Source organism: Paenibacillus sp. IHB B 3415 (assembly GCF_000802655.2).
GTDB classification, from domain to species: Bacteria; Bacillota; Bacilli; order Paenibacillales; family Paenibacillaceae; genus Paenibacillus_AQ; species Paenibacillus_AQ phytohabitans.
Genome location: NZ_JUEI01000057.1, coordinates 39000 through 54468, shown reverse-complemented (window position 1 = coordinate 54468; position 15469 = coordinate 39000). Strand labels below are relative to the sequence as shown.

Annotated in this window: 12 protein-coding genes; 6 read left to right on the top strand and 6 right to left on the bottom strand. The window is 52.1% G+C overall.

Features of this window, described 5'->3' with window-relative positions; translation table 11 throughout:
• The first annotated feature begins 348 nt into the window (after window positions 1-348).
• The 6 genes from pgmB to QW71_RS23415 all read left to right on the top strand — a co-directional run bounded on the left by pgmB (window position 349) and on the right by QW71_RS23415 (window position 8687).
• Entirely contained in the window at window positions 349-1011 is a 663-nt protein-coding gene (pgmB, locus tag QW71_RS23440; protein WP_039304589.1) for a beta-phosphoglucomutase, read from the top strand.
• Window positions 1012-1365: 354 nt separating this feature from the next.
• The gene (locus QW71_RS23435) at window positions 1366-3684 is read left to right on the top strand and encodes a glycoside hydrolase family 65 protein (protein ID WP_039304586.1); all 2319 of its coding nucleotides are present in this window, start codon (window positions 1366-1368) and stop codon (window positions 3682-3684) included.
• Window positions 3685-3967: 283 nt separating this feature from the next.
• The gene (locus tag QW71_RS23430; protein ID WP_039304583.1) at window positions 3968-5653 is read left to right on the top strand and encodes an alpha-glucosidase; all 1686 of its coding nucleotides are present in this window, start codon (window positions 3968-3970) and stop codon (window positions 5651-5653) included.
• A gap of 152 nt (window positions 5654-5805) precedes the next feature.
• Complete coding sequence (locus tag QW71_RS23425) at window positions 5806-6666, top strand: AraC family transcriptional regulator (protein WP_200905965.1); 861 nt, start codon at window positions 5806-5808, stop codon at window positions 6664-6666.
• A gap of 232 nt (window positions 6667-6898) precedes the next feature.
• Window positions 6899-7744 carry a DegV family protein gene (locus tag QW71_RS23420; RefSeq protein ID WP_039304577.1) on the top strand — a complete coding sequence of 282 codons (846 nt, stop codon included), beginning with the start codon at window positions 6899-6901 and terminating at the stop codon, window positions 7742-7744.
• A gap of 142 nt (window positions 7745-7886) precedes the next feature.
• A complete protein-coding gene (locus QW71_RS23415; protein WP_047013931.1) occupies window positions 7887-8687 on the top strand; it encodes a class I SAM-dependent methyltransferase in 801 nt (266 codons plus the stop codon).
• A 126-nt stretch (window positions 8688-8813) separates the two neighbouring features.
• Here the strand turns inward: QW71_RS23415 and QW71_RS23410 are convergent, their stop codons facing one another.
• The 6 genes from QW71_RS23410 to QW71_RS38185 form a co-directional block, all read right to left on the bottom strand.
• Window positions 8814-10478 carry an ATP-binding protein gene (locus QW71_RS23410; RefSeq protein WP_052770145.1) on the bottom strand — a complete coding sequence of 555 codons (1665 nt, stop codon included), beginning with the start codon at window positions 10476-10478 and terminating at the stop codon, window positions 8814-8816.
• A gap of 228 nt (window positions 10479-10706) precedes the next feature.
• Window positions 10707-11399 (bottom strand): ABC transporter permease, encoded by a 693-nt coding sequence (locus QW71_RS23405; protein ID WP_039304574.1) that lies wholly within the window; start codon window positions 11397-11399, stop codon window positions 10707-10709.
• Window positions 11392-12309 (bottom strand): ABC transporter ATP-binding protein, encoded by a 918-nt coding sequence (locus QW71_RS23400; protein ID WP_039304571.1) that lies wholly within the window; start codon window positions 12307-12309, stop codon window positions 11392-11394. The genes QW71_RS23405 and QW71_RS23400 overlap by 8 nt, the downstream gene beginning before the upstream one ends.
• 139 nt (window positions 12310-12448) lie before the next feature.
• Entirely contained in the window at window positions 12449-13384 is a 936-nt protein-coding gene (locus QW71_RS23395; protein ID WP_039304567.1) for a sensor histidine kinase KdpD, read from the bottom strand.
• The gene (locus QW71_RS23390) at window positions 13381-14127 is read right to left on the bottom strand and encodes a response regulator transcription factor (RefSeq protein WP_306766063.1); all 747 of its coding nucleotides are present in this window, start codon (window positions 14125-14127) and stop codon (window positions 13381-13383) included. Before QW71_RS23390 ends, QW71_RS23395 begins: the two co-directional genes overlap by 4 nt.
• 18 nt (window positions 14128-14145) lie before the next feature.
• On the bottom strand, window positions 14146-15045 hold the full coding sequence (locus QW71_RS38185; protein ID WP_039304564.1) for a DUF4362 domain-containing protein: 900 nt from the start codon (window positions 15043-15045) through the stop codon (window positions 14146-14148).
• Window positions 15046-15469 lie beyond the last annotated feature (424 nt).

Genomic DNA, 15469 nt, shown 5'->3' with positions numbered 1-15469 from the left:
GAAATGGCGGCCTTTTTCGTCCCTTTTTTTGGGAAATCAACACGCCTATACTTTGTGCAACATTTCCTCCTGCTGAGGGCGTTTCGCAGACGGATTGTTGTACTTTATGCAACATTTTCACCTGCTGAGGGCGTTTCGCAGACGAAATGTTGTACGTGGTGCAGCATTTTCGCTATTTAACCAACTTTTCATTTGGATTGTTGTACGTGGTACAACAATTCTGCCAGCAGTAGGCGCTCCACCGATGATTGTTGTAGCAGCGCAGCATTTCCGCCCATTTATTGTGACGCGCCCATTCGGCGCAATTCTCAAATAGATTATATCCACTAACATTTTAGGAGGTTCAATATGTCAGAAGTTAAAGCTTGCCTGTTCGATCTGGACGGTGTACTCGTCGACACCGCCAGATACCACTATATTGCCTGGAGAGAGCTGGCGGAGGAACTCGGATTTGACTTCACCGAGCACGATAATGAGCGGCTTAAGGGTGTCAGCCGGGCCGCTTCTCTGAATATCCTGCTGGAGATCGGCGGCGTCGAGCTTGGAGAAGAGGAGAAAGCGAGACTGGCCGAGCAGAAGAACAACCGCTATGTCGAATACATCGCCAAGATGGACAGCTCAGAGATTCTGCCCGGCGCGCTGGACTTCCTGAAGGAATGCCGGGAACACGGCATCAAGGTAGCTCTGGGCTCCGCCAGCAAGAATGCGATGACCATCCTGAACAATACCGGCCTGACCCCCTACTTCGATGCGATCATTGACGGCACGCACACCAGCGCAGCCAAACCTGATCCGGAGGTCTTCCTGCTGGGGGCACAGGCAGTCAACATCGCTCCTGAAGAGTGTGTAGTCTTCGAGGATGCCGAAGCCGGCATCCTGGCCGCCACCCGCGCCGGCATGCGCAGCGTCGGCATCGGTTCGCCCGAGACGCTGGGCGCAGCGAATCTTGTAGTCCCTTCTTTGCAGCAGATCAGCGTTGCTGCACTCCGGGAATCTTTTGCCTCTGTTTGACGAATATTAACAGCTACTCTGTAATACGAGTCCATCTCTTCTGCCCTACTCTTTATAAAAGAACTGAAAATGGTCATTAAAATTATGGGGATGAAGCCGCGGAGCGGAAGTTTGGAACTGTAGGAGCGTTAGCGTCCGCCTGAAAGCTTTCCGTAGGAAAGCTCGCATCGGAAGCATATGCTAGAATCAGATTTCATCAGCTGAATATCGCTTACTAATAGAGAAATCTGATTATAACAGCGGTCGGAAGTCCAAACATTTCGCGCAGGGGCGACGGAGTCACCGTAATTTTAATACTACAGCTTTAGTTCATTTTATATACCTCATTCCCCCATTTAAAAGGAGCCAATAACAATGAAACAATACCTCAAAATTGATGAATGGTCCATCATCGAAGAATCCTTTGATCCGCAGACCCAGGAAATTTCCGAAAGCGTATTTAGCATCGGAAACGGGTACATGGGCGGCAGAGCCAACTTCGAAGAACAATACAGCGGGCACAGCCTGCAAGGCAGCTACATGGCCGGTGTATACTACCCTGACAAGACACGGGTTGGCTGGTGGAAGAACGGATATCCGGAGTATTTTGCCAAAGTCCTCAACAGCACCAACTGGATCGGCATCAACGTTGAAATTGACGGCACTCCGCTCGATTTGGCTGCCTGCACAGTCAGCGAATTCCGCCGTGTACTTAATATGAAGGAAGGCACACTCTCCCGCAGCTTCACAGCCACGACCGCAGACGGCAAAGAAGTGAAAGTGGAGAGCATCCGCATCGTCAGCATGGTCCGCCATGAGATTGGCGCCATTCGCTACTCCATCCAGCCGCTCAATTTCTCCGGTGAGATTACCGTGACTCCTTATCTGGATGGCGATATCAAGAACAAGGATTCCAACTACGACGAGAAGTTCTGGAACGAGGTCGAGAAGAAAGCGGAACCGGCGGGCGGACATCTCACCCTGAAGACCAAAAAGCTTGATTTTCACGTAACCTCGGCTTATGTATACGATATTCTGCTGAATGGTGAGCCGGTTGCCGCAGAAGCGGAAGCCCTGGAGCAGGAGAAGTATGTGGGCAGCAAAGTTACGATTCCGGTACAGTCCGGCGATCAGGTGGTTATTTATAAGTATGCCGCGAATGTCACCTCCCGCAATTACGGACTGGGACAGCTGGTAGACGCCGCACGGACCGCCTTGCAGAGTGCGCGTGAAGCCGGATTTGTAGCGCTTTTAACCGAACAGGCCACAGCTTGGGGCGATAAGTGGAAGGAAAGCGACATTATTATTGAGGGTGACGTATCGGCGCAGCAGGCAATCCGGTTTAATATTTTCCAGCTGAATCAGACCTATACGGGCGAAGATGACCGTCTCAATATCGGACCGAAGGGCTTCACTGGTGAAAAATACGGCGGCAGCACCTACTGGGATACGGAAGCTTATTGTGTGCCTTTCTATCTCAGCACCGCCGACTCCACGATTGCCCGCAATCTGCTGATCTACCGTTATAAGCATCTGGAGAAAGCCAAAGAGAATGCCCTAAAGCTCGGTTACAAAAAAGGCGCGCTCTACCCTATGGTGACGATGAATGGTGAGGAGTGTCATAACGAGTGGGAGATTACTTTTGAAGAAATCCACCGCAACGGCGCGATTGCTTACGCGATTTATAATTATGTGAACTATACCGGCGACAAGGCTTATCTCGGCCAATACGGGCTTGAGGTGCTGGTAGAGATCTCCCGCTTCTGGGAAGAACGCGTGCACTATGTGCCGCATAAGGACAAATACGTGATGCTCGGCGTAACCGGTCCGAATGAATACGAGAACAACGTCAACAATAACTGGTATACGAACCGGATTGCCGCCTGGACCATGGAATACACTCTGGAGGCGCTGGCGTATCTGCAAGAGAATGAAGGCACACGTTATGCAGAGCTGGCCGACAAGCTGGAGCTGCTGGAGAGCGAAACTGCGCAGTGGAACGAGATTATCGCCAAAATGTACTATCCGGCTGATGAAGAACGCGGCATCTTCCTGCAACAGGACGGCTTCCTCGACAAGGAGATTATCCAGGTCAAGGATGTTCTGCCGGAGAATCTGCCGCTCAACCAGAAATGGTCCTGGGACCGCATCCTGCGTTCCTGCTTCATCAAACAGGCGGATGTGCTGCAAGGGCTCTACTTCCTGGGTGACCGTTATGATCTGGAGACCAAGAAGCGCAACTTCGACTTCTACGAGCCGATTACCGTGCATGAGTCCTCCCTCTCCCCTTGTATCCATGCGATTCTGGCCTGCGAGCTGGGCTACAAAGAGAAGGCTTATGAGATGTATCTGCGCACTTCACGGCTGGATCTCGATAATTACAATAATGATACGGAAGACGGCTGCCATACGACCAGCATGGCGGGCACGTGGATGTCGATCGTACATGGCTTCGGCGGACTCCGGGTGCTGGGCGACCGGCTGACCCTGAACCCTTCCAACCCGGGACACTGGACCTCTTATTCGTTCAAAATCATGTTCCGCGGCTCCCGTCTGAAGGTCACAGTTACCGATGTACAGGTTACGGTTAGTAATGAAACCGATGTTCCGGCATCCCTCACGATTCATGGCAAGGAGTATACGGTGAACGGACTGAGCAGTGTGACTGCTGACGGTTCTTCGGTAACTGTGTAGTCTCTGTCTCCCCGCCCCGGAGGCATTAAGCTTCTTCGGGGCTTTTTTAAATATCTTGAACTTGAAAATTGAATCAGCAAGAAAGGCGGAGAGGAAGTTTGGAAGTGTAGGAGCGGCAGCGTCCGCCTTTGTCACCGGATTTCTACCGCGATCAGCGGTTTAATCAGGAAATCTGGGGACAACAGCGGCCGGAACTCCAAATCTTCCCGTAGCTGAGACAATTGCTGATTTAATTTTTAAATAGCTCAAATATTTCAAATACCACTCAAAGGAGCCCACCCAAATGAATAGAGCCTTTTGGAAAGAAGCCGTAGTGTATCAGATCTATCCCCGCAGCTTCCAGGACAGCAATGGAGACGGAATCGGGGACCTGCAGGGGATCATCTCCCGGTTGGATTATCTCCAGAAGCTGGGCGTCGATGTCGTCTGGCTGTCGCCGGTCTACAAATCACCAAACGATGACAATGGTTATGATATCAGCAACTACGAGGATATTATGGATGAATTCGGTACACTGCGGGACTGGGAGGAGCTGCTGGCCGGACTGCATGCACGCGGCATCAAACTGATGATGGACCTTGTGATTAACCACTCCTCGGACGAGCATGCCTGGTTCGCGGAATCCCGCTCCTCCAAGGATAACCCCTACCGCGATTATTATATCTGGCGTCCCGGCGGACCGGATGGCGCGCTGCCGAACAACTGGAGCTCCATCTTCAGCGGACCGGCCTGGGAGAAGGATGAGGCGACGGGCGAATACTACCTCCATCTGTTCTCGCGCAAGCAGCCGGATCTCAACTGGGAGAATCCGGAGCTGCGGGAAGCCCTCTATAAAATGATTGCTTTTTGGCTGGACAAAGGTGTAGACGGGCTGCGGATGGATGTCATCAACATGATCTCCAAAGTAGAAGGGCTCCCTTCTGCACACCATGAGGGCCTGGCTCCCGGTGAGTTGGCCGGTGGCGGAGAATATTATATGAATGGACCGCGGGTCCATGAGTTCCTCCAGGAGATGAACCGTGAAGTCCTCTCCAAGTATGATGTAATGACCGTCGGCGAAACGCCGGGGGCAACTGTCGAAGACGCCATTCTCTATACTGACGAAGACCGGCATGAGCTGCAAATGGTGTTCCAGTTCGAGCATATGGATGTCGATTCCGGCCCGGACGGCAAGTGGAATGTGATTCCGTGGACGCTGAAGGGTCTGCGCGATATTTTGCACAAATGGCAGGTAGGCTTGTCGGACAAAGGCTGGAACAGCCTCTATCTCAATAACCACGATCAGCCGCGGATGGTCTCCCGGTTCGGGGATGACGGCAAATACCGTGTGATTTCGGCCAAAATGCTCGCTACCCTGCTGCACACGCTCAAAGGTACACCTTATATCTACCAGGGTGAGGAAATCGGCATGACCAACGTGAAATTCCCTGTGCTGGAAGACTACAAGGATATAGAGATTCTCAATATGTACCGGGAAAAGGTTACGGAAGGCGGTGCAGATCATGACACGGTTCTTCAGTCGATTCACACCAAAGGCCGCGATAACGCCCGGACCCCAATGCAATGGGACGCCTCAACGAATGCCGGTTTCACCGCTGGCACACCTTGGCTCAAGCTCAATCCGCGCTACACAGAGATCAATGTGGAACAGGCGCTGGCCGATCCTGACTCGGTATTTTACTATTATCAGCAGCTGATTAGCCTGCGCAAGCAGCATCTGATCATGGTGTATGGTGAATATGAGCTGCTTTTGCCGGAGCATGAATATATCTACGCATACACCCGGACACTGGACGGTGAGAAATGGCTGGTGCTGCTGAACTTCTGTGACACGCCGCAGACTGTAGAGCTGCCTGATGAGCTGAACGCCGTAACCGAAACGATTATCGGTAACTATCCGGAGGAGCCGGCGCCCATGGACCGCAGTACGCTGCGTCCGTATGAAGCGAGAGTCTGCCGGTTAGGCTAGCTTTTGCCGGAAGCTGACAAACCCCTTGAAACATGACATCATAGGATCATAGACTGTAGGCCGTTGACTGTACCCTGTCTCAGATGAGCAGAGAATAACAGGACCGGCCCGTAGGCCTCGTGATAATATGAACTTAAAGGGAGATGGCAAACTTGGAATGGCTGATCCGAATGAAGAATGCGCTGGATTATATGGAGAGCAGAATGACCGGACCGCTGCGGATCGAAGAGATTGCCGCAGTGGCATATGTCTCCCCTTTCCACTTCCAGCGCATGTTCAGCATGCTGACCGGCGTAACCGTAGCAGACTATATCCGCAAACGCAGATTGACTCTGGCCGCTCAAGAGCTGGCCATTTCAAACATCCGGGTGCTGGATGTCGCACTCAAATACGGATATGACTCCCCGGAGTCATTCGCCAAAGCGTTCCGCAAAGCGCATGGGCTTACCCCCTCCGCCGCGCGCGAGCCTGGGGTACAGCTCAAAGCCTTCCCGCGCCTCTCTTTCCATCTGTCATTGAAGGGAGATCAGGAAATGGATTACAAAATCGTGAATAAAGAAGCTTTTACCGTTATCGGCAAATCAATGGAGGTTACCTGCAAGGACGGGGAGAATTTCCGCAGAATTCCGCAGTTCTGGAATGAATGCAATGAAGACGGCACATCAGATAAGCTGATTGAGTTCGGCTTACGCGAAGAATGGCTCGGCATCTGTATGAATATGAATATGGAGACGGAAATGCTGTCTTATTGGATCGGAGTTGAAGCAGACGCGTCCACTGATCCGCAGGGGTATGAGACTGCAGTGGTTCCGGCTGCGACCTGGGCGGTATTCAAATCCGTAGGAGCTATGCCTGATGCGATTCAAGGGGTCTGGCAGCGCATTTTCCAGGAATGGTTCCCGGGAACGGGCTACGAGCATACAGGCGGACCCGAATTCGAGCTGTATCCGCCAGGCGATACATCAGCAGAGGATTATGTCTGCGAAATATGGATTCCTGTAATGAAGAAATAAAGAATGAATTCCTCCGCTATACCGGAAATGGCTTCTCTGTCCCTGCAAGGACGGTGAAGCTTTTTTGCATGTGCACAGACAGCGCTGAGGGCGGCTGAAGAAGCGGCATAACCCGCAAACCTCACAAGCTAGCATTTTTTATTTTGAGATTCGAAGCAGGCTTGGTATAATAAACAGATTATAGGGTCTTAGTATAGTGTATTGTCATCCAGGATTGGTGAAGGAGATATTCATGTCTATCGTAAAAATCTTTTCAGACAGCACTTCCGATTTGCCGCAAGGCTGGAAGGAAACGTATGATATCGGCATTGTCCCGTTATATGTAGTTTTTGAAGACGGCACCTTCAAGGATGGTGTAGAGATTACACCCGAAGAAGTGTACCGCCGTGTCGCCGCAAATGGTGCACTGCCCAAAACAGCAGCCCCTTCCCCGGCTGATTTCATTGCCGCTTTTCAGCCAGTCGTGAGTAGCGGTGGAGATATCGTCTATATCAGTCTTTCTTCTTCTTTATCCTCTACATATCAGAATGCCCTGCTGGCTGCAGGCGAGTTCCCGGAAGGCCGGGTACATGTTGTGGATTCCCAGACGTTATGCGGCGGGATCGCCTTGCTGGTCATGAAGGCCGCCCGCGCCGCAGCCAAAGGCCACAGTGCAGCCGACATCGCAGCTATGATCGAAACCTCCCGTGAGCGGGTGAAATCCGAGTTTGTCGTCGATACGCTGGATTACTTATATATGGGCGGACGCTGCTCAGGCATGCAGAACTTTATCGGCAGTCTGCTGAAGATCCGGCCTGTACTGCGGCTGGTGGACGGGGCGATTGTACCCGTTGCCAGAATCCGCGGCAAGAAGGAAAAGGCTGTAGAGCAGATGCTTCAGCATGCACTTGCGAATGCAGCCGATATGGACAAGGAGCTGCTCATTGTTGCCCATACCCTGGCTGAAGAGGATGCCCGGTATTTAGAGAAGGCACTGCGCGAGCAGACAGGTGTGGATGAAATTGCCGTAATTCATGCCGGCTGTGTCATCGGCAGCCACTGCGGACCTGCTACAGTTGGTCTCATGTATATGCACTAGAATGACCAGGCTCAACCTTAGACGAATCCAATCTCTGCAGCTTATGCAGGTAAGGATTCGTTTTTTTGTTGCATAGTAAACAAAGTATAGTAAAATCAGAAAGCGGGAATTTCCAATTTTATCTAAAACAAGGGGGCGTAACATGCAGGAGCAGATGGCACGTGCGAATAAAACGGCTTGGGAAACGAAAGCATATCAGGCCTGGATACAGCACCATGGATCACCTGAGGAGCTTGCCAAGCGATTGAAGCAGGATCCAAGGCACCCGTTGCGGCATTGGCTGAAGTACATAGGCAACCCGGCAGGATTGAAGGTACTGAACCTGCTCGGTTCTCACGGAATGAAGGCGATTTGTTTCGCTTTGCTGGGTGCTGAGGTGACTGTCGTGGATATATCCGAAGAGAACCGGCAGTATGCCAGTGAAGTAGCGGCAGCGGCGGGTGTTAAACTAAACTACATCTGTGCAGACGTCTTAAATATCCCCGGTGAGGAAGCTCTGGGAACCTTCGATATTGTCCTGATGGAGTTTGGGATTTTGCATTACTTTACAGATTTAAATGCTATTTTTTCTGTGGTCAGCAGACGGTTAACGGCAAACGGCCGGCTCATGCTGACGGATTTCCACCCGTTCGCCAGGGCATGGATGACAACCCGGAATCTTCAGCACCCTACGGGGAATTATTTTGACGACACACTCAGGGAAGGTGAGGTTGCCTTTGCCAAGCTGCTTCCCGAAGAGGATCGGTCCGGATTAGCACAAGTGGTGACGCGGGGCTGGACTGTAGGCGATATTATCACTTCAGTAGCCTCCCAGGGGCTATATATCCGTACCTTTGAAGAAATCAGGAGTCCAGGGGACCCGAGATTCCCTGAATTCTACACGCTGATTGCGGATCATATTGAGGGGCAGCTGAACCCGTTATATCCTGGAACATCGGGCTAGCAGGCCTTCTCACCCAAGTGGCAGGATCAGCTGGTGAAGGAAATACTTATAAGATTGCTTGAAGCGGTCACAAACAGAAACAGCAAGTCTCCTGCCGGAGGCTTGCTGTTTGTTATATTAGGTCTGTTATACTTCCGCTTCAACCTCTTCCTTCACAAAAGGAAGCATGAACCGGAAGATCGATCCCCGGTTCTCTTCGCTCTCCACGAAGATCGTTCCGCCCATCAGCTCCACCAGCTGCTTGCAGATCGCAAGGCCTAGTCCGGTGCCGCCATATTTACGGTTAATGGACGGATGCAGCTGGGAGAAGGACTGGAACAGCAGGTTCAGCTTGCTGTCAGCAATACCTACCCCTGTATCACGGACAGAGAACTCCAGCAGGTATTCCGGCGAGGCCGGCAGCGGAATATTCTTCACCGACAGGGTCACGCTGCCCTGATCGGTGAATTTCAGTGCGTTGCCGACCAGATTGACGATAATCTGCCGCAAGCGGCTGGGATCGGTCGTGACAATATCCGGCACGCTGGTATCCGCCCACCAGCGCAGGGCGAGCTTCTTCTCCTCCGCCTTGGGAGTGAACAGATCAATGATGCCCTCCAGCATCTCACGCAGATCAAATCTCTCCGATTGCAGCGGCATTTTGCCGGCTTCCATCTTGCTGAAATCGAGAATATCATTGAGGATCTGCAGCAGACTGTAGCTGCTGCTGCGCAGAATCTCGGCATAGCTGCGCTGCTCTTCCTCCAGGTTGGTTTCCAGCAGCAGATCAGCCATCCCGATCATGCCGTTCATCGGGGTGCGGATCTCATGACTCATCATCGCCAGGAAATCAGACTTGGCCTGTGCAGCCTGTTCAGCCGATTCCTTGGCCCGGAGAATCTCCCGTTCGTTCGTAATATCACTGAAGGAGACGACCACACCGCAGATCATGCCTTTATCCAGCAGCGGAGCAATCCGGTAGTTCACGAAGAAGCTGGTCCCGTCCTTGCGCCAGAAGATTTCATCCGCCTTGCTGCGGGTAACGCCATCTTGAATGGTGAGCCGGATGGGACATTCCAGCGGTGAATGCCGGGCTGCACTCCCGCGGATATAGTGAATCATTTCCATCATTGGCAGTCCGGCCAGCTCTGACGGCTCATAGCCCAGCATTTCGGCCCCTTCACGGTTGATAAAGATCGTCCGCCCCAGCGTATCCAGTCCGAAGATTCCGGCAGAGACGGAATTCAGAATCAGACTAAGCCGTCTATCCTCCGCCATCTCAAAAATAAACTCTGAAACCGGCAGTTCCTCCTCTGTCAGCAATCCCTCGTCCGTCAGGGGAGGGAAGTCCGCTCCCTCAAGTCCAATGCGTTCCGCACCGGCCCAATCCCGTCTGCTCATGTGTTCCCAGCTTTGCAGCAGCAGAGAGAGCGGCCGGTTCCCGGTATCATGAACGATGGCAAATACACCGGCAATGCCTTCATCTGTATGAAGCGGCACATACCTTACAGAAACAGCATTACCCCCGGAATTCCCTGCTTTTGCTCCGCTTTCTTCTGTCGCTTCCACAATTAACTCGAAGCTGGATGTAATACCGGCCAGAGCAGATGCGAAATAGGCCTCGCCGGGAGGATGCATCCGGCATTCGATCAGCCTGGCTGCGTCCTCTGTACTTAAGGTCCGGTTGCTGTCGGCATAACGCCCCTGTCTGTCCAGCACGATAATGAGATCCGGATGATGATCGAACAACGCTCTATAAGCACTTTCTTCAGAAAGTGCCCGGCCCAGGATAGAAGCCCAATCTTTATGCATGGCCCACCTCCTCTGCTGCTTCATTCCTGCTATATTATAGGACCATAGACTGCGAAGATACTCTGATTATGTAGAAATCTCTGAATTACTTACTATTATAACAAAAAAACCGCTATTGGTCGCCACAAAAACGCCGGACTGGAGCGCTTGTTCAACTATACAGAAACAATGCCGCCCCTGAAGGGACGGCATTCATCTCATACAATCACAGCGGCTCAGCCTTGCCCGTCAGGCAACATCCTGATGCTCGATATTCCGGATCGACAGATACGCGATTCCCCCACCGACCAGTGCCAGAGAGAGTGAAATCCAGATCAGATTGCCCATCCGGAAGCTTCCGTTTCCGAAGCCGGATGAGATCAGCGTGACAATCAGGACGGCGGAGACAATGGTAGCCGGTACGGATTTGCGGCGCATGCCGAAGTATAACGGAATCAGTGCAATGCCTGCCGCGTAGAGCGCATCCGTCCCGGCCTTCAGCAGGTTTGCGGTGATCAGATCCTGTGATACAGTACCCTGAATCACGTCAGTCATGAAATAATCAATGCCGGTGAGGATACTGCTGATTACAATATCAGACAGGAAGATGCTCAGGAACGTGAACAGAAAGACGATAATCAGCTTAGCGGCCAGCAGCATTTTGCGCGGAACCGGGTACATGAACAGTACAGTAATGGTATTGTTCTTGTACTCGTCAATCACCAGCTTGCTGAGTAAGACGGATGCAAAGATGATAAAGGTCGCTTTTACAAATACGAATACACCGTCAAACAAATCAGGATACGTGCTGAATTCCCCTTCGTTAAGCGATGTAAAGGCGATAAGAACCATGAAGCCCAGAATGGCGAGATCGGCAATCAGCACACTTTTGAGAAAATTGAATTTGTTCTTACGCAGCTCCAAACGAATCAGCTTAAGCATTGCGGGCACCTCCCATCAGTTCCACGAAATGATCTTCCAGCGAATGATGCTTCTTGCTCATACTCTCCAGCTCCACATCTGCTTCTGCCAGGGCCTTGCTCAGCTCCAGCTGCGGAATGTCATCATAGATCCGGATGGTGCGCGGGTCGAGCACTTTGTAATTGGTTAAACCCAGCTTATGCTCCATAATGTAGACGGCCTTGGTGCACTCGCCTGTAATCAGCTCAATGTACTGGGTATTCTGGTTACGGATCGTATCCATCGCCAATTGCTCCACCAGTACGCCTTCGCGGATCACACCGATCGTGTCGGCAATCTGCTCAATCTCGCCCAGAATGTGGCTGGAGATCAGCAGGGTCATGCCGTATTCCCGGCTCAGCATGCGGAACACCTCACGCAGCTCCTTGATGCCGAGCGGGTCCAGCCCGTTGATCGGTTCATCCAGAATGAGCAGCTCCGGCTTGGTCATCACCGCTCTGGCAATGCCCAGCCGCTGCTTCATCCCCAGGGAGAATTGCTTCACCGGTTTCTTGTCCACTGCACTCAGCTTCACCAGCTCCAGCGCTTCCTCCATCGCTTTGACATCATAATATCCCATGTATTCACCGTGCAGCGCCAGGTTCTCGCGGGCACTCAGCTTGTCGTAGAACACCGGATATTCAATGATGCTGCCCATGCGCTTAAGCATTTCGTAAGAGCGGTGGGTCATCTTGTCGCCGAAAAATTCAATCTCGCCCGCCGTCGGCTTCACCAGATTCGTAATCATTTTCATCACCGTCGTTTTGCCGGCGCCATTCGGTCCCAGGAACCCGTAAATTTCACCCTGCCTGATCTCCATATTCACGCTGCGTACGATTTCCTTCTCCTCATAGACCTTGGTTAAATCCCATGTCCGGAGTATGGTTGTCATGTCCGTTATCCCCTTTGACTTCTTCTTTGTCTTCCTAGTATTTATTCTACAGGGCGGAGTTTGCTTTTTTATTACTTGAATCTTACGAAATTCTTAAGCTGCGTCAGGGTACGCGGACCGCCCCGCCAGAACAGGAACTTCAGAAGGTCAGCCGCTGAAAAGAAAGCGTAAATGCCGTCCGGACATACGGCTTGCTGCTTAAGGAAATACGGCCGTTCATCTGCTCGGTGAGCCGCTTGGTGATGGTCAGTCCCAGGCCGCTGCCCTGGTAGTCGCGGTTGCGTGAATCCTCCAGGGTGTAGAGCCGCTCGAACACCTTGTCCTCATGGCCTTCGGCAATGCCTTTGCCCCGGTCCCACACTTCTATACACACCTGACCGGCATCGCTGTACAGCTTCAGCCCCAGCGCCCCTCCGGCATCACCGTAGGCAATAGCATTCGACAACAGATTGGACAACACCCGGTCCAGCGCATCATCGTTGCCCATCATATAGAGCGGCTCATCCGGTATCTCGATCTGCACATCAGCACCTTTGGCACTGAGAATATCGTAGAAAGCAAGAATATTCCTGCGGCAGACCTCACCCAGCTCCACACGTGACAGCGGGATATCCCGGTCCCCTGACTCCAGCTTGGCCAGATCAAAGAAACGGTTCATCAGCGTAATGACTTCCCCCGCTTTGGCATGAATGGTGCGCAGAATACGTTCCTGCTCTTCCGCTGGCATGTCTTTATCATGCAGCAGGGTCTCAATATACCCCAGCACCACCGTCAGCGGGGTCTTCAGGTCATGGGAGATGTTAGCCAGCATACTGCGCATAGACTTCTCCAGCCTGGCCCGTTCTACAGCTCCCTTATGATTGACATCCAGCAGCCGGTTCAGATCGGTCAGCAGGATTTGCAGCTCCGGACTGCTGCTCATCAGAAGCAGCCGTTCATGCGAGCCGCGCTCCACAATGCTCTCCAGCTTGGTATGAATATATTTCAGCTGGCGTGCATGCTGCCGCGAATTCATTACTTGCAGTACAAGGACCAGCAGAAGCAGCGCAATGATGATAATGAACAAGGCTGTCATTGCTGCATATCTCCGAGCTTATAGCCGATGCCCCACAGCGTTTTGATATATTCCGGATGGGAAGGATCATCCTCAATCTTCTCGCGCAGTCTGCGCATATGTACATTAATTACATTCTCATCCCCGAAGTAATCATCCTCCCAGACCATACTGTAAATCTGCGCCTTCGTGAACACCCGTCCGGGGCTGCTGACAAACAGCTTCAGGATATGGAATTCCTTGGCGGTCAGCTTCACTTCTTCCCCGTTCTTCTGCGCCGAGAAGTTATCCAGATCGACCGTTAGCCCGCGCAGTGTAACCACCTTCGATGCCGGCTGCGGCTCCTCCCCGGCAGACGCCTGACTGCCGGCGGCAGCCTGGCTCCCTTGCGCTGCGTACCCGGCCCGGCGAATCGCCGCCTTCACCCGCGCTGCCAGCTCAATCATCGAGAACGGCTTGGTGATATAATCATCTGCGCCGAAGCCAAGCCCCAGCGCCTTATCTACATCACTGTCCTTCGCTGACATAATCAGCACCGGCACAAGGCTCCCGCTGCGGATCATCTGCAGCACATCCGTGCCGCTGCGCTTTGGCAGCATCAGATCCAGCAGTACCAGATCATATGGCGGACCGCCCAGAAACTTCTTCACCGCCGCCTCCCCGTCAAATGCTGTCTCCACCTCATAGCCCTCTTTAGTCAAATATGAACCTACCATTTCGCTGATTGCCTCATCGTCCTCAATCAGCAGCACCCGCTGCAGCATATTGAACCTCCTGTAATCCTATTTGACGCCGCCAGTAGCAGCAGGCAGCTGTAAGTAATTATCCCCGGCTTCTACAAGCCCGATAATGTAATCTGCGGCCTCCGTCATGGTCTTGCCATCCCTGCCGGTATCACATTCGCTCCAGGCATAATGCCGCTCGGCACTATTGATCAGCACCGTCAGATCATAGCTCTCATGCGGCTTGAGGTTGCAGCTTGTACTAAGCTGCTTCTCCCCAAGGTAATTGGCCAGCACCAGCTTCCGGTAGATGCTCTGCCGGTCTGCCTGCGGCAGGGAGAAATCGCTGATTTCGATGGCAGTACCGTTCAGCATATCTTTTACCAAGGACTGCTTCACCGTATTGATCTCATTCCTGTGATTAAACCCGTATTTGAGGATAAATTCAAATTTATCCTGCCGGCCCAGATCGAAGTCAACCGTAAGTAAATCCTGATTCACGGCCTCCCCCTCGCAGCCCTTCAGGGAGTACTTCAACTGATGTTTCTCCTCCGTCCGTACAAGCTCATCACAGCTGTAAGTCTTCACTTCACGGGGTCCGAAGGCATCCTCAGTGGTATCATAACTCAGTTCCAGCCGTCCGCCTTTATACCGCGTTTCAATAAAGATCGGATCGCCTTCAATCGTATACTGCACTATCCGCTGGCTGCCGCTTCCCCGTTCCATGAAACTGTCCAGCTTGTCCAAATTGCTGATTCCGCCGCCGTTAGAGGATATGACATCCTCCTCCTGGTCAATCTTGTGACTGATGGCGGATGAGCCGCCCCGCTCAAATAACGAGCAGCCAGTAACCAGAACCAGCAGAAGTAGCGCCGGAAGAGCTGCCCTGGCCAGCCTTCTGAACAGCACAACCGTTATTCTCAGCTTGCACAGTGTTTTTGAGACGGATGTTAATTTCACGGTTAGTGACCTCCCTGAAATCATGATCGGATGGAGCTTTTGTTAAAGTATACCAATGCTGCGGACGCGATTCTACTACAAAGAGCCATACATACCATCGCACTTTAAGTTGTTAACATACTCCCAGCTTTCACCACAGTGACTGTTGGGACTTCCAACTGCTGTTGCCGCAGCAAATTCTCAATTGGCCCGCTGTATGTGGTAGAGGGTCCGGTTACTTTTTTATAAAATCATGCCCATAATACAACATTTTGCTCATAAAAACGGCCGTAATCCGGATTTGTTGTATGGAATGCAGCATTTCCCCTCCTCTAAGCGGTTTATCCTGACAATTGTTGTATTTCGTACAACAATCCTCCCGAACACCAGCTATTTGCAGAGCCAAGTTGTAGTACGTACAACATTGATGCAAATACAGCTCAAC

Excerpts from the sequence above, each read along its gene's own strand:
- pgmB (WP_039304589.1), top strand. The coding sequence starts at position 349 with ATGTCAGAAGTTAAAGCTTGCCTGTTCGATCTGGACGGTGTACTCGTC.
- QW71_RS23435 (WP_039304586.1), top strand. The coding sequence starts at position 1,366 with ATGAAACAATACCTCAAAATTGATGAATGGTCCATCATCGAAGAATCC.
- QW71_RS23430 (WP_039304583.1), top strand. The coding sequence starts at position 3,968 with ATGAATAGAGCCTTTTGGAAAGAAGCCGTAGTGTATCAGATCTATCCC.
- QW71_RS23420 (WP_039304577.1), top strand. The coding sequence starts at position 6,899 with ATGTCTATCGTAAAAATCTTTTCAGACAGCACTTCCGATTTGCCGCAA.
- QW71_RS23415 (WP_047013931.1), top strand. The coding sequence starts at position 7,887 with ATGCAGGAGCAGATGGCACGTGCGAATAAAACGGCTTGGGAAACGAAA.
- QW71_RS23410 (WP_052770145.1), bottom strand. The coding sequence starts at position 10,478 with ATGCATAAAGATTGGGCTTCTATCCTGGGCCGGGCACTTTCTGAAGAA.
- QW71_RS23405 (WP_039304574.1), bottom strand. The coding sequence starts at position 11,399 with ATGCTTAAGCTGATTCGTTTGGAGCTGCGTAAGAACAAATTCAATTTT.
- QW71_RS23400 (WP_039304571.1), bottom strand. The coding sequence starts at position 12,309 with ATGACAACCATACTCCGGACATGGGATTTAACCAAGGTCTATGAGGAG.
- QW71_RS23395 (WP_039304567.1), bottom strand. The coding sequence starts at position 13,384 with ATGACAGCCTTGTTCATTATCATCATTGCGCTGCTTCTGCTGGTCCTT.
- QW71_RS23390 (WP_306766063.1), bottom strand. The coding sequence starts at position 14,127 with ATGCTGCAGCGGGTGCTGCTGATTGAGGACGATGAGGCAATCAGCGAA.